General features: G+C 69.1%; 20 protein-coding genes and 1 pseudogene. 9 read left to right on the top strand and 12 right to left on the bottom strand.

What is annotated here, in order from left to right:
- Window positions 1-29: 29 nt before the first annotated feature.
- Window positions 30-1,034 (top strand): glutathione S-transferase family protein, encoded by a 1,005-nt coding sequence (locus A5681_RS10910; RefSeq protein ID WP_067273542.1) that lies wholly within the window; start codon window positions 30-32, stop codon window positions 1,032-1,034.
- An 8-nt stretch (window positions 1,035-1,042) separates the two neighbouring features.
- Here A5681_RS10910 and A5681_RS10905 read toward each other — a convergent pair whose 3' ends face one another.
- Together A5681_RS10905 and A5681_RS10900 are read right to left on the bottom strand one after the other, a co-directional pair.
- Window positions 1,043-1,531: a DUF2771 domain-containing protein gene (locus A5681_RS10905; RefSeq protein ID WP_082968308.1), complete on the bottom strand. Its 489-nt coding sequence runs from the start codon at window positions 1,529-1,531 to the stop codon at window positions 1,043-1,045.
- Complete coding sequence (locus A5681_RS10900) at window positions 1,528-3,174, bottom strand: MFS transporter (protein ID WP_156737940.1); 1,647 nt, start codon at window positions 3,172-3,174, stop codon at window positions 1,528-1,530. Before A5681_RS10900 ends, A5681_RS10905 begins: the two co-directional genes overlap by 4 nt.
- Window positions 3,175-3,305: 131 nt before the next feature.
- Between A5681_RS10900 and A5681_RS10895 the strand changes: the two are divergent.
- Window positions 3,306-4,091, top strand: a pseudogene (locus tag A5681_RS10895) (DUF3027 domain-containing protein); the annotation flags it as partial.
- Between the two features lie 224 nt (window positions 4,092-4,315).
- Here the strand turns inward: A5681_RS10895 and A5681_RS10890 are convergent.
- A complete protein-coding gene (locus A5681_RS10890) occupies window positions 4,316-4,771 on the bottom strand; it encodes an SRPBCC family protein (RefSeq protein ID WP_067273532.1) in 456 nt (151 codons plus the stop codon).
- Between the two features lie 29 nt (window positions 4,772-4,800).
- A complete protein-coding gene (locus tag A5681_RS10885; RefSeq protein WP_067274074.1) occupies window positions 4,801-5,076 on the bottom strand; it encodes a DUF2530 domain-containing protein in 276 nt (91 codons plus the stop codon).
- A 199-nt stretch (window positions 5,077-5,275) separates the two neighbouring features.
- Here A5681_RS10885 and A5681_RS10880 point away from each other — a divergent pair, with 199 nt between their 5' ends.
- The 3 genes from A5681_RS10880 to A5681_RS10870 are packed head-to-tail and all read left to right on the top strand — an operon-like array spanning window position 5,276 to window position 6,806.
- Complete coding sequence (locus tag A5681_RS10880; RefSeq protein ID WP_067273529.1) at window positions 5,276-5,707, top strand: MarR family transcriptional regulator; 432 nt, start codon at window positions 5,276-5,278, stop codon at window positions 5,705-5,707.
- A complete protein-coding gene (locus tag A5681_RS10875; protein WP_067273525.1) occupies window positions 5,704-6,537 on the top strand; it encodes a TrmH family RNA methyltransferase in 834 nt (277 codons plus the stop codon). The genes A5681_RS10880 and A5681_RS10875 overlap by 4 nt, the downstream gene beginning before the upstream one ends.
- Window positions 6,534-6,806 (top strand): DUF2537 domain-containing protein, encoded by a 273-nt coding sequence (locus A5681_RS10870; RefSeq protein WP_067273521.1) that lies wholly within the window; start codon window positions 6,534-6,536, stop codon window positions 6,804-6,806. The genes A5681_RS10875 and A5681_RS10870 overlap by 4 nt, the downstream gene beginning before the upstream one ends.
- A 13-nt stretch (window positions 6,807-6,819) precedes the next feature.
- On the opposite strand, the gene sepH is transcribed toward A5681_RS10870, so the two are convergent.
- Window positions 6,820-7,593, bottom strand: coding sequence for a septation protein SepH (gene sepH, locus A5681_RS10865; RefSeq protein ID WP_067273518.1), 774 nt, complete (start codon window positions 7,591-7,593; stop codon window positions 6,820-6,822).
- Between the two features lie 118 nt (window positions 7,594-7,711).
- Window positions 7,712-8,830, bottom strand: coding sequence for a phosphoserine transaminase (gene serC / locus A5681_RS10860; protein ID WP_067274071.1), 1,119 nt, complete (start codon window positions 8,828-8,830; stop codon window positions 7,712-7,714).
- Between the two features lie 244 nt (window positions 8,831-9,074).
- Here serC and A5681_RS10855 point away from each other — a divergent pair, with 244 nt between their 5' ends.
- Window positions 9,075-10,100: an AurF N-oxygenase family protein gene (locus A5681_RS10855; protein ID WP_067273514.1), complete on the top strand. Its 1,026-nt coding sequence runs from the start codon at window positions 9,075-9,077 to the stop codon at window positions 10,098-10,100.
- A gap of 20 nt (window positions 10,101-10,120) precedes the next feature.
- The gene (locus tag A5681_RS10850; RefSeq protein WP_067273510.1) at window positions 10,121-11,812 is read left to right on the top strand and encodes an FAD-dependent oxidoreductase; all 1,692 of its coding nucleotides are present in this window, start codon (window positions 10,121-10,123) and stop codon (window positions 11,810-11,812) included.
- On the opposite strand, the gene A5681_RS10845 is transcribed toward A5681_RS10850, so the two are convergent.
- Window positions 11,809-12,267 (bottom strand): VOC family protein, encoded by a 459-nt coding sequence (locus A5681_RS10845; protein WP_067273505.1) that lies wholly within the window; start codon window positions 12,265-12,267, stop codon window positions 11,809-11,811. The genes A5681_RS10850 and A5681_RS10845 overlap by 4 nt on opposite strands.
- Window positions 12,268-12,399: 132 nt before the next feature.
- Window positions 12,400-13,521, bottom strand: a complete 1,122-nt coding sequence (locus A5681_RS10840) for a citrate synthase 2 (RefSeq protein ID WP_067273501.1) — start codon at window positions 13,519-13,521, stop codon at window positions 12,400-12,402.
- A 72-nt stretch (window positions 13,522-13,593) separates the two neighbouring features.
- Here A5681_RS10840 and pdxH point away from each other — a divergent pair, with 72 nt between their 5' ends.
- Both pdxH and A5681_RS10830 read left to right on the top strand, forming a co-directional pair.
- Window positions 13,594-14,253 carry a pyridoxamine 5'-phosphate oxidase gene (gene pdxH / locus A5681_RS10835; RefSeq protein ID WP_067273498.1) on the top strand — a complete coding sequence of 220 codons (660 nt, stop codon included), beginning with the start codon at window positions 13,594-13,596 and terminating at the stop codon, window positions 14,251-14,253.
- Window positions 14,254-14,382: 129 nt separating this feature from the next.
- Window positions 14,383-15,675, top strand: coding sequence for a citrate synthase (locus A5681_RS10830; RefSeq protein ID WP_067273497.1), 1,293 nt, complete (start codon window positions 14,383-14,385; stop codon window positions 15,673-15,675).
- Between the two features lie 103 nt (window positions 15,676-15,778).
- Here the strand turns inward: A5681_RS10830 and A5681_RS10825 are convergent, their stop codons facing one another.
- The 4 genes from A5681_RS10825 to prrA all read right to left on the bottom strand — a co-directional run bounded on the left by A5681_RS10825 (window position 15,779) and on the right by prrA (window position 19,782).
- A complete protein-coding gene (locus tag A5681_RS10825; protein WP_067274067.1) occupies window positions 15,779-17,341 on the bottom strand; it encodes a phytoene desaturase family protein in 1,563 nt (520 codons plus the stop codon).
- The gene (locus tag A5681_RS10820) at window positions 17,338-17,601 is read right to left on the bottom strand and encodes a DUF2630 family protein (protein WP_067273496.1); all 264 of its coding nucleotides are present in this window, start codon (window positions 17,599-17,601) and stop codon (window positions 17,338-17,340) included. The genes A5681_RS10825 and A5681_RS10820 overlap by 4 nt, the downstream gene beginning before the upstream one ends.
- Window positions 17,602-17,716: 115 nt before the next feature.
- Window positions 17,717-19,057, bottom strand: coding sequence for a sensor histidine kinase (locus A5681_RS10815; RefSeq protein WP_067273495.1), 1,341 nt, complete (start codon window positions 19,055-19,057; stop codon window positions 17,717-17,719).
- Window positions 19,058-19,071: 14 nt separating this feature from the next.
- The gene (prrA, locus tag A5681_RS10810; protein WP_007168707.1) at window positions 19,072-19,782 is read right to left on the bottom strand and encodes a two-component system response regulator PrrA; all 711 of its coding nucleotides are present in this window, start codon (window positions 19,780-19,782) and stop codon (window positions 19,072-19,074) included.
- Between the last annotated feature and the right edge of the window lie 57 nt (window positions 19,783-19,839).

The following is a 19,839-nucleotide window of genomic DNA, read 5'->3' as shown; positions in this document are numbered from 1 at the left end:
GGGCGTAAGGCTGGGGCAGAATTGTCACCATGGCCGCCTACGTCGCCGGAAAAGGTGACTTCAACCGGGACACCAATTACATCACCACCCGCGTCACCGCGGACGGGCGCGACGGCTACCCCGTGGAGCCCGGTAGGTACCGGCTGATCGTCGCGCGCGCCTGCCCCTGGGCCAACCGCGCCATCATCGTCCGTCGGTTGCTGGGCCTGGAAAGCGTTCTGTCCATTGGGTTTTGCGGCCCCACGCACGACGAGCGCAGCTGGACGTTCGATCTCGACCCCGGGGGTGTGGACCCCGTCTTGAAGATTCCTCGGCTGCAGGACGCCTACTTCAAGCGCTTCCCCGACTACCCCAAGGGCATCACGGTGCCCGCGATCGTCGACGTGCCCACCGGTGCGGTCGTCACCAACGACTTCGCGCAGATGACCCTGGACTTCTCCACGGAATGGACCGCCTACCACCGCGAGGGCGCGCCGGAGTTGTACCCCGAGCGACTGCGCGCCGAGATCGATGAGGTGAACAAGCGGGTGTACACCGAGATCAACAACGGGGTGTACCGGTGCGGCTTCGCCGGCTCGCAGCAGGCCTACGACGCGGCCTACGACCGGCTGTTCGACGCGTTGGATTGGGTCAGCGACCGCCTGGCCGATCGGCGATACCTGGTGGGCGACACCATAACCGAGGCCGACGTGCGGTTGTTCACCACGCTGGCCCGCTTCGACCCGGTCTACCACGGCCATTTCAAATGCAACCGAAGCAAACTGAGCGAGATGCCGGTGTTGTGGGCCTATGCGCGCGACCTGTTCCAGACCCCCGGGTTCGGCGACACGGTCGACTTCGTGCAGATCAAGCAGCACTACTACATCGTGCACGCCGACATCAATCCCACCGGCATCGTGCCCAAGGGGCCGGACCTGTCGAACTGGCTGTCACCGCATGGCCGGGAAGCGCTGGGCGGCAAGCCGTTCGGCGACGGCACGCCTCCGGGGCCACCGGTCGAAGGGGAGCGGGTGCCCGCCGGGCACGGTGCCTAACTCGGCGCTCAATAACTAAGACGCACTGACCATTCCGCGTGCGGAACGTCCCGCAGCTCACCAGCGGGATCCATGACGAGTGTCAGCAACTGCACCACGATCCCAACCATGCGCCCGCGGTGCGGGTCGACCGGCGGGATGGTGACCGCGAACCGGGTGCCCGGCCGAAAGATGGTGCTGGTGGTGTTGGTCGGGTCCTCATAGACCTGCAGCAGCCGCCACGGTGCCCGGTAGATCGCGTCGGGCACCGAAAGCTGCACCGGGTAGCGCTCACTGACCTTCAGCTCGCCCTGGGCCTGGGGCGTGTCGCAGTCTTGGAGGTTGAGCACGCTGCAGTAGAGGTACGGCCCCACCCTGGCGAGGTGGCCGTGCGAGTACGCGCTGATCTCGGGGCGCTGGGGACCGGACGGGCGCACCAGCAGCCAGGTACCCACACCGACGGCCACGCACGCCAGGGTCATCAGGCCGGCCAGTAGCACGGCCACACTGCGTTTCACTCCGGCACCACCGCCGGGCGGCCGGGACGGACGCCTTCCTGCTCCACCATGACGGGCCGGTTACCTCCGAGTCCGGGGATCAGCGAATTCCCTTGATAGCTAACGAGAGTCTGCGCCAGCCCGAGGATCAGCACGGCGGTGACTGCGGTGAAGCCGACCCACAGCTCGGTGTACACGAGAACGCCCACCGCGCCCCCGAGCACCCAGGCCAGCTGCAGCGTCGACTCCGAACGCCCGAATCCCGAGGCGCGCGACTCCTCGGGCAGATCGTTCTGCAGCGAGGCGTCCAGCGAGGCCTTCGCGATGGCGCTGCAGCCCGAGGTGACCAGGGTGGCGATCACGGCCGCCGCGAGCGTGCCCGCCACCGCCGCCGCCAGCGCGACCGCCGACACCGCCAGCGTGCAGCGCACCACCAGCACGGCCGGGCGGCCCAGTTGCAGGCGCGCCGCGGCGAAGTTGCCGGCGAAATTGCCGATGCCGGCCGCCGCGCCGATCATCCCGAGCATGCCGAGCTGAACCCAGCCGTTGGCTTGATGCGCCTTGGCGACGAAAGCCGGGTACAGGAACAGAAAGCCGACCATGACCTTGATGGTGCAGTTCCCCCACAGCGAGGTGATGATGTTGCGGCCCAACGGTTGTCGCAGCGTTCCGCCGACCTTCTTGACCTCTCTGTGCCAGCTGCGCCGCTGCGGCTCGCTGTCCTGGCGGTAGCTCAACGTGGCGGGCACCTCGCCGGCCGTCACCTCGACCCAGCGCGGAATCCGCATCGACAGCGAGGCGCCGACGACCGTGACCGCGATGACGACGAACAACGCGCCGGGCAACTTGAACAGGTGGGTGCAGACGAACTCCACACCCGCGGCGATCGCCCCGCCCGCGATGGTGCCGCCGAGCAGACCGAACACGGTGAGCCGGGAGTTCACCCGCACCAGGTCGATGGTCGGCGGCATGACCCGCGGCGTCACGGCGCTGCGCAGCACGCTGAACGATTTGGAGAACACCATCATGGCCAGCGCGCACGGATAGAGCACCCATGACGGGTAGCTGCCGGTGGCGCCGTCGTAGTTCAGGATCAGCACCAGCGCCAGTGCCGTCCGCAGGACGAACGACCCGGCGAGCGCGACCCGCCGGCCGTGCTGCAACCGGTCCAGCGCCGGGCCGATGAGCGGCGCGATGACCGCGAACGGCGCGATGGTGATCAGCAGGTACAAGGCGACCCGGCCCTTGCTCTCGCCGGTGGCCGCCGCGAAGAACAGGGTGTTGGCCAGCGCCACGGCCATTGCGGCGTCCACCGCGAAATTGGCCACCACCGGCCACGTCAGCGCGGTCAGGCCGGACTTGTCGGCGCCGTCGGCGGTCGCGGCGCGTTGCACCATCCAATACATGCGCGACCCCATCTCGCGGCTCCGCAGCGCGGCGGCGCGAGTGACGGTGATCCGTTCACCGGTGGGGCGTGGGGGCGGGGTGTCGTGCTGATCCGGCTGCGAATGCTCGCCGATCGGCGGCAGGTAGCGATTCGCGCTCGGCATCGGCGGTGGCCGGCGCGTACGCCGGTCGGCGGCGTCGTCGGCGGGGTAATTGGCCATGCCGGGATGTTGACCACCAGCCCCATTGCGGGGCCGGCGACCCGGAGTGGAGGCCACGCGGCCCGGATGGTCACGCCGCCGTCCAGACACGTTGGAGATTCTCCCCTATGCCGACGACAAGCGTCTGCAGGTAACGGGGTGTGGCTCGCCAACCTAGTATTGGAACCGCAATGGAGAAAGAGGACACCTTGACCGGACCCACCGAGCAATCCGCCGGCGCGACCGTGGCCGACTGGCCGGAAGGGCTGGCCGCGGTGCTGACGGGCGCGGTGGACCAGGCCAGGGCCGCCGTCGTCGAGTTCAGCGGCGCGGAGACCGTGGGCGACTACCTGGGCGTCAGCTACGAGGATCCGGCCGCCGCGACGCACCGGTTTCTGGCTCATCTGCCCGGCTATCAGGGCTGGCAGTGGGCCGTCGTGGTCGCTGCCCATCCCGGCGCCGACCACGCCACCGTGAGCGAGGTGGTGCTGATTCCGGGTCCGACGGCGTTGTTGGCGCCCGAGTGGGTCCCGTGGGATCAGCGGGTGCGGCCCGGGGACTTGAGCCCCGGGGACCTGCTGGCGCCCGCGGCCGACGACCCGCGGCTGGTTCCCGGCTACACCGCCAGCGGCGACCCGCAGGTCGACGAGACCGCCGCCGAAATCGGGCTGGGCCGGCGCTGGGTCATGAGCGCCTTGGGCCGCGCCGAGGCGGCCGAACGATGGCACACCGGAGAGCACGGTCCCGACTCGCCGATGGCGCGCTCCACCAAACGCGTGTGCCGTGACTGCGGCTTCTACCTGCCGTTGGCGGGATCCCTCGGCGCGATGTTCGGCGTGTGCGGCAACGAGCTGTCGGCCGACGGGCAGATCGTGGACAAGCAGTACGGTTGCGGCGCCCACTCGGACACCCCGGCTCCGGCGGGCACCGGTTCGCCGATGTACGAGCCCTTCGACGACGGCGTGCTCGACGTCGTGGAGCCGCCGGCGGAGACTTCGGAGCCGCAGGCTGCGGACACGCCGACCGAGGAAGCGGAATCCCGGCCCGGGGACGCCCAGTCTGACGATGGCCCACAGGCCGAATCGGATTCGGCGGCAACGACTTCCGAGACGCCGGAACCCCAGGCCGAGACGCCCGAACCCCAGGCCGAATCGCCGGAGCCCCAACCCGAGACGCCGGAGGCCGGAACCGAGACGCCGGAGTCGCGGCCCGAAGCGGACTAGGCCTTCTCGGCGGCGGCCTTGATCTTGGCCAGCGAGGCGTTCATGCCGTCGAGCAACTCGCGTTCGAAGTTCGTCGTCCCGCCGAACAGCGCGTTCACCGACAGGTTGGAGAACGCGGTCACGCCGTTCTCGGCATGGCGACTCTCGATCACCCGGGTGCCCCCGCCGGTGGGCTGGAGCTCGTAGCTCCAGATCGTGTTGTTGGTGTTGACGCGGAACGCCAGCTTGGTCTCGGGGATGACCTCGACGACCGTGGAAGTGGTGGGCCAGAACATTGCGTTACGGCGATTGATGTTGAGCGTGCGCGCGCCCTGCCGCAGCGGACCGAACGTCTTCATCCAACGACACTGCGGGCTCCACTCCGGCATCCGCCGGAGATCGGAAATCAGCCCCCACACCGTGGAAACCGGTGCGTCGATGTCGATTTGGGCTTGCAGTAGCGGGGCTACCATCGATCCCTCCCGAGTCCCTGGTTGCGAAACTAGCCGTGGTCGAAATAGTTCTCGAGCCCGTCTTGTGCACCGCGCGCGCCGCGGCGGGCTTCCGCGAGTTGCAGCACGAAGATGCTCGTGCCGAGCACTGTCACCCCGAGCCCGGCCAGCGTCAGCGGACGCCAACTCTGCAGGGACGGCACCAGAAAGGCGGCAACCGCCGCGACCACCCAGCCCAGCGCGCCGAGGGTGAGGAACGGCCACGCGTTGAGCAGCGCGGGCGGCAGCGGCGGGGGCTCGCGGTTCGGGCCGGGTTCGACAGGCATCGCGATTAACATAGCCGCCGCCGGGCTGGTTCAAAACACCCACATGCGCGCCGGCGCGAACCCAAAACGCCTGCGCAGCGCGGGTTGAGCGCCCGGCCAAGCGGTTCGGCGATCGTTGACCCACCCGGCGGTGACGACCACAGCCCGTCGTTCACCGTTTCGTATCCCGATTCCTCGAGGTTCCGTGTAACCTCGCGCCATGCCTGACAGCGATGCGCGGCTGGCCAGCGATCTGTCGCTGGCGGTCATGCGGCTCGCCCGCCAACTGCGGTTCCGAAACCCGTCGTCGCCAGTCTCGTTGTCCCAACTGTCGGCGCTGGCGACATTGGCCAACGAGGGTCCGATGACGCCCGGCGCGCTGGCAATCCGCGAACGCGTCCGGCCGCCGTCGATGACGCGCGTGATCGCTTCGCTGGCCGACATGGGCCTGGTGGACCGCGCCCCGCATCCCATCGACGGCCGACAGGTGCTGGTCTCGGTTTCCCAGTCCGGCGCCGAGCTGGTCAAGGCGACCCGGCGCGCCCGCCAGGAGTGGTTGGCCAAGCGGCTTGCGACGCTGGACAACGAGCAGCGCGACACCCTGCGCAACGCGGCCGACCTGATGTTGGCCTTGGTCGACGAAGGCCCGTGAGCGACGGAACCGATCGCCTCAACGTTCAGGACGTCACCGATCCCGGCGACCCGCGGCTCGACGACTTCCGCGACCTGAACAGCGTCGACCGCCGCCCCGACCTGCCGTCCGGCAAGGGACTGGTGATCGCCGAAGGCGTGCTCGTCGTCCAGCGCATGCTCGCCTCCCGGTTCACCCCGCACGCCCTGCTCGGGACCGACCGCCGGCTCGCCGAGCTCGCCGGCGACCTGGTGGGCCGCGCCGTGCCGTTCTACCGGACCTCCGCCGATGTCATGGCCCAGGTGGTGGGCTTCCACCTGAACCGCGGTGTGCTGGCGGCGGCCCGCAGGGTGCCGGAGCCCGGCCTCGCCGAACTGATCCAGCGTGCCCGCACCGTCGCGGTGCTCGAGGGCGTCAACGACCACGAGAACCTCGGTTCGATCTTTCGCAACGCGGCCGGACTGGGCGTGGACGCGGTGGTGTTCGGCAGCGGTTGCGCCGACCCGCTTTACCGTCGCGCCGTGCGGGTCTCCATGGGCCACGTCCTATTGGTCCCGTATGCGCGAGCGTCGGACTGGCCCGCGGACTTGACGGTGCTGAAAGACAACGGGTTTCGACTGCTGGCAATGACCCCGCACGAGAAGGCGTGCGCCCTGCCCGAGGCCATGGCGGCCGTCCGCGACGAACGCGTCGCGGTGCTGGTGGGCGCCGAGGGGCCGGGCCTCACGCCGGCCGCTCTGCGCTCGAGCGACGTGCGCGTGCGCATCCCGATGTCGCGCGGCACCGACTCCCTCAACGTCGCCACCGCGGCCGCCTTGGCGTTCTACGAGCGGGTTAGGCTCGGGTCGTGACCAACGATTCCGTGCCCTGGGCAACGGGTTTGACGGTCGCCGGGTTCGTCGCCGCGGTCACCGGGGCCGCCATCGTTGTGCTGAGCCTGGGACTGGTCCGGGTGCATCCGCTGCTGGCGGTCGGACTCAACGTCGTCGCCGCCGGCGGGCTGGCGCCCACGCTGTGGGGCTGGCGGCACAAGCTGGTACTGCGCTGGTTCCTGCTGGGCGCGGGCGTCGGGGTGGCGGGAGCCTGGCTGACGCTGCTCGCGCTGACGGTGGCGCGGTAGCGCCACCATCCGTCTAGCGCTGTCCCCCCGAGCGCACGCCGAGCAGCACGTCCTCCCAAGCGGGGATGACGGGCTTGCCCCGGCGAGTGTGCACCGGCTGCTCTGGGGGAGCGGGCGGCTCTTCCGGAGCCGCGGCTGCCGGCTTCGCCGGCTCCTCGAAGTCGACGTGGGACACCCGGGCCAGCGGCCGCAGCGGACGGTCGAAGTTCGGGTCGATCAGCTCCTTGGCCGCGTCGTCGATCGCCGTCACCGTTCCGCCGTGCGCGCCGGGCGCATACGAGAAGTGCGCGATGTTGTCGGACCGGCCGGCCTTCCAGGCAAGCTGCACGGTCCAGCGGCTGTCCTCGTTGCGCCAGGCGTCCCAGCTGAGCCGGTCGGGTTCCAGACCCCGCGTCACCAGGGCAGAGCTCACGGTCTCCAGCAGGCTGAGAACCGCGGGGCCATCGGCGAGCACCGGATGAGCGGCCGTTGCCAGCTCCGCGGCGCGCGCACGTTCCAGCAACACCGGATGCGCGAACCGGCGAACCCGTGAGATGTCGGAGCCCGACGCCGCGGCCACCTGCTCGACCGACGCACCGGCTCGGATTCTGGCTTGAATTTCTTTGGGGCTCAACATGTTTGTGACCTGTATGTCGAGTTGCGGTTGCTCCGGTGACACCGTCTCGCCGCGCACAGCGGCTTTCAGCTGATCGTCGACCGCGAGCTTGAACGGTTCCCCCGGGTCGCCGGCTTCGCAGATGATGTGTTTGCCGTCGGCATCGACCCCAACCATTTTGAGTTCCCGCATGGCTTCTCCTCGCAGGCTCCGTGCAGGTCGACGGACCCGTCTCGTGCGCACTCTAGTTCAGCTAACGCCCATAACCGGTGCTGACACGCTGGGCGGTTGCGTGCTGATTGCGAGGCGGTTACAGCTTCTCGACCACCCAGTCGATGCACTGGGTCAGGGCGCTGACGTCGTCGGGTTCGACCGCCGGGAACATCCCGACCCGCAGCTGGTTGCGGCCGAGTTTGCGGTACGGCTCGACATCGACGATGCCGTTCGCCCGCAGAATCTTCGCGACTGCCGCCGCGTCGACGTCGTCGACGAAATCGATGGTGCCCACCACCTGGGACCGCAGGGCCGGGTCGGCGACGAACGGCGTGGTGTAGGGCCGCTCCTGGGCCCAGGAGTACAACCGCTGGGACGAGTCGGCCGTGCGCTTGACGGCCCACTCCAGGCCGCCGTTGCCCAGCATCCAGTCGATCTGCTCGGCCATCAGAGCCAGGGTGCCGATCGCCGGGGTGTTGTACGTCTGGTTCTTCAGGCTGTTGTCCACCGCGATCGGCAGCGACAGAAAGTCGGGTACCCAGCGGCCGGATCCGGCGATGGACTCCACCCGCGCCAGGGCGGCCGGGCTCATGATGGCCAGCCACAGGCCCCCGTCGCTGGCGAAATTCTTCTGCGGCGAGAAGTAGTAGGCATCGGTCTCGGCGATGTCCACCGGCAGGCCGCCGGCGCCGGAGGTGGCGTCGATGACGACCAGGGCCTCGCCCGAGTCGGCGGGCCGGCGGATCGGCACCGCCACCCCGGTCGACGTCTCGTTGTGCGCCCAGGCGATCACGTCGACCGAGGGGTCGCTCTGCGGCTCGGGCGCGCTGCCGGCATCCGCCTTGATGACGATGGGGTCCCCGATGAACGGATTGTTGGTGACCGCCGACGCGAACTTCGAGCTGAACTCGCCGAAGGACAGGTGCAGCGAGCGCTTGTCGATCAGCCCGAACGCCGCCGCGTCCCAGAACGCCGTCGCGCCGCCGTTGCCGAGGATGACCTCATAACCGTCCGGCACGGAAAACAGCTCGGCCAGCCCGGACCGGACCCGCCCGACCAGATTCTTGACGGGCGACTGCCGGTGCGAGGTGCCGAAGAGCGGGGCCGCGGTGGTGGTCAGGGCCTGCAACTGTTCGGGCCGCACCTTGGAGGGGCCGCATCCGAAGCGGCCATCGCGGGGTTTGATATCGGAGGGAAGCTCGAGCTGGTCAGCCATGCCCATCAGGGTAGTGAGCGGATGTGACCCGCCACGCAGCGGTCCGACTGCCGAACCCGGCGGCCGGGGCAAAACCGCTGGCGCGGCGGGTGTGGTGTTTCGCGAGGTGTGAGGCAGGGCACATCAAAACCCTGACCACTGGTCAGGCCACAGTGCCCGCAAGGGGTCTGGAAGATATGCGGTACCTGCGGTACTGTCTAGACACAGCACGTCCAAATGTAAACCTCGTTGGGGAGGCTTGGATATGGCCAGGACACGCATGGTTCGGCGTTGGCGCCGCAATATGGAAGTGCGCGACGACACCGAGTACGTGAACACGCTCGCCACACTGTCCGAGGGGTCGGTGCGGCGGAACTTCAACCCGTACACCGACATCGACTGGGATTCGCCGGAATTCGCCGTCACGGAGAACGATCCTCGGTGGATTTTGCCGGCGACCGACCCGTTGGGCCGCCATCCCTGGTATCAGGCGCAGTCCGACGAGCGCAAGATCAAGATCGGCATGTGGCGCCAGGCCAACGTCGCCAAGGTCGGGCTGCACTTCGAGTCGATCCTGATCCGCGGCCTGATGAACTACACGTTCTGGGTGCCGAACGGCTCCCCGGAGTACCGGTACTGCCTGCACGAGTCGGTTGAAGAGTGCAACCACACGATGATGTTCCAGGAGATGGTCAACCGGGTCGGCGCCGACGTGCCGGGCATGCCGCGCCTGCTCAAGTGGCTCTCGCCGCTGGTTCCGCTGGTGGCCGGTCCGTTGCCGGTGGCGTTCTTCATCGGCGTGCTGGCCGGCGAGGAGCCGATCGACCACACGCAGAAAAACGTTCTGCGCGAGGGCAAGTCGCTGCACCCGATCATGGAGCGCGTGATGGCCATTCACGTCGCCGAAGAGGCGCGGCACATCTCCTTCGCCCACGAGTTCCTGCGCAAGCGGGTGCCGCAGTTGACGCGTCGCCAGCGATTCTGGACAGCGCTGTACCTGCCGCTGACGATGAAGGTGCTGTGCCGGGCAATCGTGGTGCCGCCCAAGGCCTTCTGGCAGGAGTTCGACATTCCGCGCGAGGTGAAGCGGGAGCTGTTCTTCCGGTCGCCGGAATCGCGAAAGTGGCTGAGCGACATGTTCGGCGACGTCCGGATGCTGGCCCACGACACCGGACTGATGGAGACCCGGTCGGCGCGGCTCATGTGGCGGCTCTGCAAGATAGACGGCAAGCCGTCCCGTTACCGCAGCGAGCCGCAGCGCCAGCACCTGGCCGCGGCGCCGGCCGCCTAGGACCGCACGGGTAATCGCCTATGCCGCACGTCATTACCCAGTCGTGCTGTAACGACGGGTCCTGTGTCTTCGCGTGCCCGGTGAACTGCATTCACCCCACGCCCGACGAGCCCGGCTTCGCCACTTCGGAGATGCTCTATATCGATCCGGTGGCGTGTGTCGACTGCGGCGCGTGCGTGAGCGCCTGCCCCGTCGGCGCGATCGCGCCGGACACCCGGCTGGACATCAAGCAGCTGCCGTTCGTCGAGATCAACGCATCCTTCTACCCCGAGCGTCCCGAAGGTGAGAAATTGCCCCCGACCTCGAAGCTGGCCCCGGTGATCCCGGCCGCCCAGGTGCGTGCGCGGCGCCGGCCGCTGACCGTGGCCATCGTCGGGTCCGGGCCGGCGGCCATGTACGCCGCCGACGAACTGCTCACGCAGCATGGCGTGCGGGTGAACGTGTTTGAGAAGCTGCCGACGCCCTACGGCCTGGTGCGCGCGGGGGTGGCGCCCGATCACCAGAACACCAAGCGCGTCACGCGGCTGTTCGACCGCGTCGCCGGGCATCGGCGCTTCCGGTTCTACCTCAACGTCGAGGTCGGCAAGCACCTGAGCCACTCGGATCTGCTCGCCCACCACCACGCCGTGTTGTACGCCGTCGGGGCGCCCGACGACCGTCGCCTGGACATCGAGGGCATGGGCCTGCCGGGCACCGGAACCGCCACCGAATTGGTCGCGTGGATCAACGGGCATCCCGACTTCGCCGATCTGCCAGTCGATCTCGGCCACGAGCGGGTGGTGATCGTCGGCAACGGGAACGTCGCCCTGGACGTGGCCCGGGTGCTCACGGCCGACCCCGACGACCTGGCCCGCACCGACATCTCCGATCGTGCGCTGGCGGCGCTGCGCGCTTCGGCGGTCCGCGAAGTGGTGGTCGCCGCCCGGCGGGGACCCGCCCAGTCGGCATTCACCCTGCCCGAACTGATCGGGCTCACGGGTTCGTCCGATGTCGTGCTCAGCGCGGCCGATCACGCACTGGTGGCGGCCGACCTGGCGAGCGCCAGGGACGGCCTGACCAAGCGCAAGCTGGAAATCCTGACCACGCTCGGCGATGACTCGTCGCCGGCGCAGGGAACCGGCCGGCCGCGGATCCGGCTGGCCTACCAGCTCACCCCAAGGCGGGTTCTGGGTGAGCGACGCGCCACCGGCGTGGAGTTCGAAGCCACCGGGAGCGACGAGCTGCGCCGATTGGACGCGGGTCTGGTGCTGACGTCAATTGGCTACCGTGGCAAGCCGATTGCCGGTCTGCCGTTCGACGAGTCGGCGGCTGTCGTCCCGAACGAAGGCGGGCGGGTGGTCGACCCCGCCTCGGGGGAACCGGTGTCCGGGGCCTATGTCGCGGGCTGGATCAAGCGCGGCCCGAGCGGATTCATCGGCACGAACAAATCGTGTTCGCTGCAGACCGTGCACGCCCTGGTCGCCGACTTCAACGCCGGCAGGCTCGGCGATCCGGTGGCGGAGCCCGAGGCGCTGGCCGAGTTGGTGGGGGACCGGCAGCCCGACGCCGTCGATGCTCGCGGCTGGCGAGCCATCGACGCCGCCGAGATCGCTCGCGGCAGCGCCGAGGGCCGGCCGCGCGGAAAATTCACCGACGTGGCCGACATGCTCGCCGCCGCCGCAGCAGCCGGGCCGCCGCCGCGACGCCGGCTGCTGGACCGCCTGCTTGGCTAACCGGCGCCCTGCCCGGCCATCGCCGCCTGGATCTCGTCGTAGCCGACCTCGCGGACCGGCTGTCCCATCGACCAGTGGTGGCCGAACGGGTCCGCGACCACGCCGTAGCGGTCACCCCAGAACTGGTCGTCCAACGGAGCGACCACGGTGGCGCCGGCATCCAGCGCGCGCTGGAACTTGGCGTCGACGTCGGTGACCGTCAGGTGGATGGTGACCGGGGTGCCGCCCAACGACTTGGGCGTCATCGACTTCCCGCCACACACCTCGGGGAAATCGTCGTTGAGCATGACCAGAAAGCCGTTGATGCGCACCGCGGCGTGGACGAGCTTGCCGTCCGGGCGAGGCACACGCCCGATTTCCTCGGCGCCAAAGGCCTTGACGTAGAAGTCGATCGCCGCGGCCGCGTCGTCGACCACCAGGTGCGGGGACAGGGCGGGCTCGATGTTGATCGCCATTGTGGTTCTCCTTGTTCTCAGTTCCCAGGCCGGCCTCGGGCGGGCAGGCTCGCGAGTTATGACTGCGCCCGCGACACAAACTCATCGCGGCGACATTCATTTAATCGCCGGGCACCGACAACAGGACCCGCCTCAGGCGTGGGTGAGGCTGCGGTCCCAACCCTCGACGGATTCCGGGCTGCGCGGACCCGGTCCCACATAGATCGCCGACGGGCGAACCAGCTTGCCCAGCCGCTTCTGCTCGAGGATGTGCGCGCACCATCCCGCGGTGCGCCCGCAGGTGAACATCGCGGGCATCATGTTGGCGGGCACCTGGGCGAAGTCCAGGATCACGGCCGCCCAGAACTCGACGTTGGTCTCGATCGCGCGGTCCGGGCGGCGCTCACGCAGCTCTGCCAGGGCGGCCTGCTCCAGCGCGACCGCGACCTCATGCCGCGGCGCGCCGAGGCGCTCCGCGGTCGCGCGCAGCACCCGCGCACGCGGGTCCTCCGCGCGGTAGACCCGGTGGCCGAAGCCCATCAGCTTGTCCCCGCTGTCCAAAATTCTCTTGACCAGGGCGCGGGCATCGCCGGTGCGCTCGACCTCTTCGATCATCGGCAGGACGCGGGCCGGCGCGCCGCCGTGCAGCGGCCCGCTCATGGCCCCGATCGCCCCGGACAACGCCGCCGCGACGTCCGCCCCGGTGGACGCGATCACGCGCGCGGTGAACGTCGAGGCGTTCATGCCGTGCTCGGCGGCCGACACCCAGTAGGCGTCGATCGCCTCGACGTGCCGCGGGTCGGGCTCGCCCTGCCAGCGCGTCATGAAACGCGCTGTGACGGTTGAACATTCGTCGATGATCCGCTGCGGAACCGCCGGCTGGTAGATGCCGCGGGCGGACTGCGCGACGTAGGACAGCGCCATCACGGACGCCCGGGCCAGCTGGTCGCGCGCCGTGGCGTCGTCGGTATCGAGCAGCGGCCGGTATCCCCAGATCGGGGCCAGCATCGCCAGGCCCGCCTGCACGTCGACGCGCACGTCGCCGGTGTGGATGGGCAGCGGGAACGGCTCGGCGGGCGGCAATCCGTGGCCGAACTTGCCGTCGACCAGCAGGGCCCACACATCACCGAAGGTGACCTGCTGATTCACCAGGTCTTGGATGTCCACGCCGCGGTAGCGCAGCGCGCCGCCGTCTTTATCCGGTTCGGCGATCTCGGTCGTGAAGGCGACCACGCCCTCGAGGCCGGGAACAAAGTCTTCGGGGACCACAGTCATAGGCGAAATTCTCGCACCCCACCCTCGGGCCGACGCTACCGGCCGGTAGCAAGCCCCGGTAGCGTTGGCGCGATGGCAGGACCAGACCCCGAGCACCTGCAAAGGATGCGCGTGGAATACGGATCGGTGGAAAAGGACGGCAGTCCCGATCTCGACGCGGATTGGCTCGACGACGGTTGGGTTGCCTTGTTGCGCAAATGGATCGACGACGCAGAGCGTGCCGGCATTGCCGAGCCGAACGCCATGGTGCTGGCCACCGTCACGGACGGCCGGCCGGCGAGCCGAACGGTGCTGTGCAAGAGCGTGGACGAGTCCGGGATCACATTTTTCACCAACTATGACTCCGCCAAGGGCGCCGACCTGGCCGCGACGCCGTACGCGTCGGTGACGTTTCCGTGGTACCAGCTGGGGCGGCAGGTGCACCTGCGCGGCCCGGTGAGCAAGGTCACCCCGGAGGCCACCGAGGACTATTGGTCCAAGCGGCCGCGCGGCTCGCAGCTGGGCGCGTGGGCGTCGCAGCAGTCCCGGCCGGTCGCGTCGCGTGCGGCGCTGCTCGACCAGTTGGCGGAGGTGACCGCGCGCTTCGTCGACCAGGACCGGATCCCGGTGCCGCCGGGCTGGGGCGGTTACCTGCTCGCTCCCGAGTCGGTCGAATTCTGGCAGGAGCGGGAGAACCGGTTGCATAACCGGATCCGGGTCACCGGCGCTCAGGTCGAGCGCCTCCAGCCCTAGCCCGCGCCCAGGGTCGTCGCGACGCCGCAGACTCGACCCCGGGCAGGCACGCGAACGCAACAACGACTACCTTCACCTATAAGCACCTAGTCAGGGCAGCCATACCAGCCAGAGCGCAAAGGGGTTCTCGTGGCCGACACCGACGACACCGCAACTCTGAAGTACCCGGGGGGCGAGATCGATTTAGAAATCGTTCACGCCACCGAAGGTGCTGACGGCATTGCGCTCGGTCCCCTGTTGTCCAAGACCGGGCACACCACCTTCGACAACGGCTTCGTCAACACCGCCGCATGCAAGAGCGCCATCACCTACATCGACGGTGACGCCGGCATCCTGCGCTACCGCGGGTACCCGATCGAGCAGCTCGCCGAGAAGTCGACCTTCATCGAGGTGAGCTACCTGCTGATCTACGGGGAGCTGCCGGACTCCGACCAGCTGGCCGAATTCACCAAGCGGATCCAGCTGCACACCATGCTGCACGAGGACCTCAAGCGCTTTTTCGACGGCTTCCCCCGCAACGCGCACCCCATGCCGGTGCTGTCCAGCGTGGTGAACGCGTTGAGCGCCTACTACCCCGACGCGCTCGACCCGATGGACAACAACCAGGTCGAGCTGTCGACGATCCGCCTGCTCGCGAAACTGCCCACCATCGCCGCGTACGCCTACAAGAAGTCCGTCGGCCAGCCGTTCCTGTACCCGGACAACAACCTGTCGCTGGTGGAGAACTTCCTGCGGATGACGTTCGGGCTGCCGGCCGAGCCGTATCAGGCCGATCCCGAGGTGGTCCGGGCGCTGGACATGCTGCTGATCCTGCACGCCGATCACGAGCAGAACTGCTCGACGTCGACGGTGCGGCTGGTGGGGTCGTCGCGGGCCAACCTGTTCACCTCGATCTCCGGTGGCATCAACGCGCTGTGGGGACCGCTGCACGGCGGCGCCAACCAGGCGGTGCTCGAGATGCTCGAGCAGATCCGCGAAAGTGGCGACGACGTCAGCGAGTTCGTCCGTAAGGTGAAGAACCGCGAAGAGGGCGTGAAGCTGATGGGCTTCGGCCACCGGGTGTACAAGAACTACGACCCCCGCGCCCGCATCGTCAAGGAACAGGCTGACAAGATCCTGGCCAAGCTCGGCGGAGACCCGCTGCTGGAGATCGCCAAGGAATTGGAAGAGGCGGCGCTGACCGACGACTACTTCATCGAGCGCAAGCTGTACCCCAACGTCGACTTCTACACCGGGCTGATCTACCGGGCCCTGGGCTTCCCGGTCCGGATGTTCACGGTGCTGTTCGCGTTGGGCCGGCTGCCCGGCTGGATCGCGCACTGGCGCGAGATGCACGACGAGGGCGACAGCAAGATCGGCCGTCCGCGCCAGATCTACACCGGCTACACCGAGCGGGACTATAAGACCATCGACGCGCGCTAGTGGTGATCGCGAGCGCGGCGTAGCCGGGCGACGCGGGTCGCCACCGTCGAGCTAGTGGTGATCGCGAGCGCGGCGTAGCCGGGCGACGCGGGTCAGAAGCTGCTCACAGCGAGGCCAGCACGGCCATAGCTGCGTTGTGCCCGCCGATGCCGGACACCGCACCCCCGCGGCGGGCGCCGGAGCCGCACAGCATGACCCGCTCGTGCGCGGTGGCCACCCCCCATTGCCGCGCCGGTGTGTCCAGCGGGTCGTCGTCGTCCGCGAACGGCCAGGCCAGGCCGCCGTGGAAGATGTTGCCGGCAGTCATCCGCAGCGTGCGGTGCAGGTCGAGGGTGGTCGTCGTCTCGATGCAGGGGCGTCCGTGCGCGTCGGGCAGTAACAGCTCCTGAATGGGTTCGGCCAGAACGGAATTCAGCGACGCCAGCACCGACTCGGTCAGCCGGTCGCGCAGCGCGCCGGAGTAGGTGCCGTCGAACAGCGAGTGCGGGGTGTGCAGGCCGAACACCGTCATCGTGTGGGCGCCCGCCTCGCACAGGTCGGCCGACAGGATGCTCGGGTCGGTCAGCGAATGGCAATAGGCTTCGCAGGGCAGCGGATCAGGGACGTGCCCGGCGGCCGCCCGCGCGTATGCCGTATCGAGTTGTGTCCAGGCCTCGTTGACGTGAAACGTCCCGGCGAAGGCCTGCTCGGCCGTGACCGCGTCGTCCCGCAACCGGGGCAGCCGCCGCAGCACCATGTTGACCTTGACTTGTGCGCCCTGGGCGCGGGTGGGCGGTCGTTCCCCGAGCAGGCCGGCCAGTACCGCCGGCGTCACTCCCGCGAGGACGAACCGGGCCCGGATCAGGTGCTCCTCGTCGCGGGCGCGGAACCGGACGACGCCGTCCGGTTCGACGGCGTAAACCTCAGCGCCGGTGGTGATTTCGGCGCCATGACGCACGGCGGCGCCCGCGAGTGCTTCGGTCAGCGCGCCCATCCCGCCGACCGGGACATCCCAGTCCCCGGTCCCGCCGCCGAGCACGTGATATAGGAAGCAGACATTCTGGATCAGCGACGCGTCGTCGAGGCGGGCGAACGTTCCGATCAGCGCGTCGGTCGCGATCACGCCGCGGACGACGTCGTTGCCGACGGCCGCGGTGATGGCACCGCCGATCGGCTCGTCGATCAGCACGCGCCACGCGGCCGCCGCTTCACCGCCTTCAGCTACCCGTCGGCGGGCCTGCTCGCGGGTGCGCAGCGGTTCCAGCAGCGTCGGCCAGAGCCGCTGGGTCACCAGCCGGCAGCTTTCGTAGAACGCGGCGAACCCGTGCTCATCGGGGCCGGCGCCGATCGCGGCGAACGTGTCACCGGCCGCCCCGATCAGCAGCCCACGGCGGCCCCCGGTGGCGGCATCCGGCGTGTACGACGAGTACCGCCGCCGGGCCAGCCGCACCCCGGCGCCCAGGTCGTCGACGATGCGGGGCGGCAACAAACTGACCAGGTAGGAGTACCGCGACAGCCGCACACCTACCCCGTCGAAGGGCTGCGCCGAGACGGCTGCTCCGCCGATGTGCCCGAGCCGCTCCAGCAACCGCACCCGGAGGCCCGCCCGGGCCAGATACGCCGCGGCCACCAGGCCGTTGTGGCCGCCGCCTATGACGACGGCGTCGACATCCGCGGCGTGGCTCAGTTCAGGTAGCCCTCGACCTCGTCGGGCGGACGCACCTCCGCCTCGCGCGGGTCGCCGCCGCTGTCGCGCAGCGCGCGACGCTGCCGCAGCAGGTCCCAGCACTGGTCGAGCTCGACCTCGAGCCGCCGCAGGCGATCGTGCTCCTCCGATTCGGAGATGTCGCGCTGGAGCAGCTGTGCCCGCAGGGCTTTCTCCTCGGCGACCAGGTCGCGGATGTGTGCCAGGGTTTCGCTGTCGGTCGGTTTCTTGCCGTTGGCCATCGCTCCAGTGTGCCCGACCCGGCAGGGGGCGGCTCGGTAGGTCACCAATCGCGGGCCGGCCGGACGGGCGCGCGCCGCGAGCCGGTCAAAAGCCTTGTGCCCTTGGCGAATCGAGTTAGCTCGGGCCGGGGAGCCGCAGCACCAGCCGGGCGCCGCCCAGCGGGCTGCTTTCCAGTGCCGCCGTCCCGCGGTGCAAGTGGGCTTGCTGAGCCACCAACGCCAACCCCAGCCCCGAGCCCGAATGCGAGGCGGTCGACCCGCGGGAGAACCGCTCGAACACCACGTCGCGTTCGTCCTCGGGGACGCCGGTGCCGTTGTCGTCGATCGCGATCTCGACCCCGGCGCGCGAGCTGACCGCGGAGAGCTGGACACGGGTCGCGCCGCCGTGCTTGACGGCATTGGCGATCGCGTTGTCCACCGCCAGGCGCAACCCGGCCGGCAGGCCGACGATGATGCACGTCGGCGACGGCACCAGCGACACGTCGAGGTCGGGGTAGATGCGCATCGCGTCGTGAGCGGCGCGGTCCAGCAGCTCGGTGATGTCGACGGGCACGTGGTCGTCGGAGGTCGACAATTCGCCCTGGGCCAGCCGCTCAAGTGCGCTCAGGGTGGCTTCGATCCGTGACTGGGTGCGGATGACGTCGCTCAGCACCTCTTTGCGTTGGTCGTCGGTCATGTCCAGCGTGGACAGCACCTCGAGGTTGGTGCGCATCGCGGTCAGCGGGGTGCGCAGCTCATGCGACGACACGGCGGCGAAGTCGCGGGCCGACGCCAGCGCCTCCTTGGTCCGGTTCTGCTCGTTCCAGATGCGCTGCAGCATGCCGCGCATGGCCTCGGCGATCTCGACGGCCTCGGTGGCGCCGTGCACCTCCACCCGCGGTGCCTCGTCTCCCGCGTCGATCGATCGGGTCTGCTCGGCGAGCTGTTTGAACGGGCGCACGGCGAACGCGGCGAGCGACCAGGCGAACACCGCGGCCGCGCCGATGGCGAAGCCACAGATCAGCAGCACCCGCCGGTGCAGGTTGTTGGTTTCGGCGAGGGTCGCGTCGTACGTCGCGCCCACGGCCAGCGACGTGGGCTCCGGCGCGGGAATCACCACCGTCCGCACCCGATACCGCACGCCGTTGACGTACGCGTCCGCATAGTCGACGTCCAGCTTGGGCAGCGTCACGTTGGAGTTCGACTTGACCAGGTCGCCACGGCGGATGGTCATGATGGCGTCGTTGTTGTTGGGGGAGCGCGGGATTTCGTCGAGGCCGCGCGGCAGGAAAGGGATGGCGAAGCCGGCGGCCTCGTCAAGGCGACGGTCCAGCCGCTCCTTGCGGTCGTTGGTGATGCCCACCCAGACGACGACGCCGACGATCAGAACGGGAATCGCCGCGCCGATGACCGTCGCGACCACGACGCGGGCGCGTAGCGACGGCGTACGGGTCAGGATCCGAGACAGAAAATTCATGGCCGCTCGCCTGGTTACTGCATGCGCAGGACGAACCCTACTCCGCGGACCGTGTGCAGCAGCCTGGGCCCGCCGTTGGCCTCGAGCTTGCGGCGCAGGTAACCGATGAACACGTCGACGACGTTGGTGTCGGCGGCGAAGTCGTAACCCCACACCAGCTCCAACAGCTGGGCGCGGGACAGCACGGCGGTCTTGTGCTCGGCCAGCACGGCGAGCAGGTCGAACTCCCGCTTGGTCAGGTCGACGTCGACGCCGTTGACCCGGGCGCGCCGGCCGGGGATGTCCACCTCGAGCGGGCCCACGGTGATGGTCTCGGAGGAGGAGGTTGCGGTCGCGCCGCGGCGGCGCAGGAGCGCCTTCACCCGCGCGACGAGCTCGGCCAACACGAACGGTTTGACCAAGTAGTCGTCGGCGCCGGCCTCCAGTCCGGCCACCCGGTCGTCGACCGAGCTGCGGGCGGACAGCACGCAGACCGGGACGTCGTTGTCCATCGCCCGGAGCGCCGTCACGACGCTGACGCCGTCCAGCACGGGCATGTTGATGTCGAGCACGATCGCGTCCGGCCGGGTCTCGGTGGCGCTGCGCAAGGCTTCGGCGCCGTCGACCGCGGTCGACACCTCGAATCCGGACAGCCGCAGGCCGCGTTCCAGCGAGGCGAGCACATCGGAGTCGTCGTCGACGACCAAGACGCGAGGCGAAGTCCCACCAGTGTCCATGCCGCCCATCTTGCCTGATTGTCGAGTGGGGCGGTGCCCTGGATGGGTCGCCGGTGCCTAAAAGGT

Origin of the sequence: Mycobacterium scrofulaceum (genome assembly GCF_001667885.1) — a bacterium.
Taxonomy (GTDB): Bacteria; Actinomycetota; Actinomycetes; order Mycobacteriales; family Mycobacteriaceae; genus Mycobacterium; species Mycobacterium scrofulaceum_C.
Note: the sequence above shows the minus strand (reverse complement) of the source record. Positions and strands in the feature narration are given on the sequence as shown.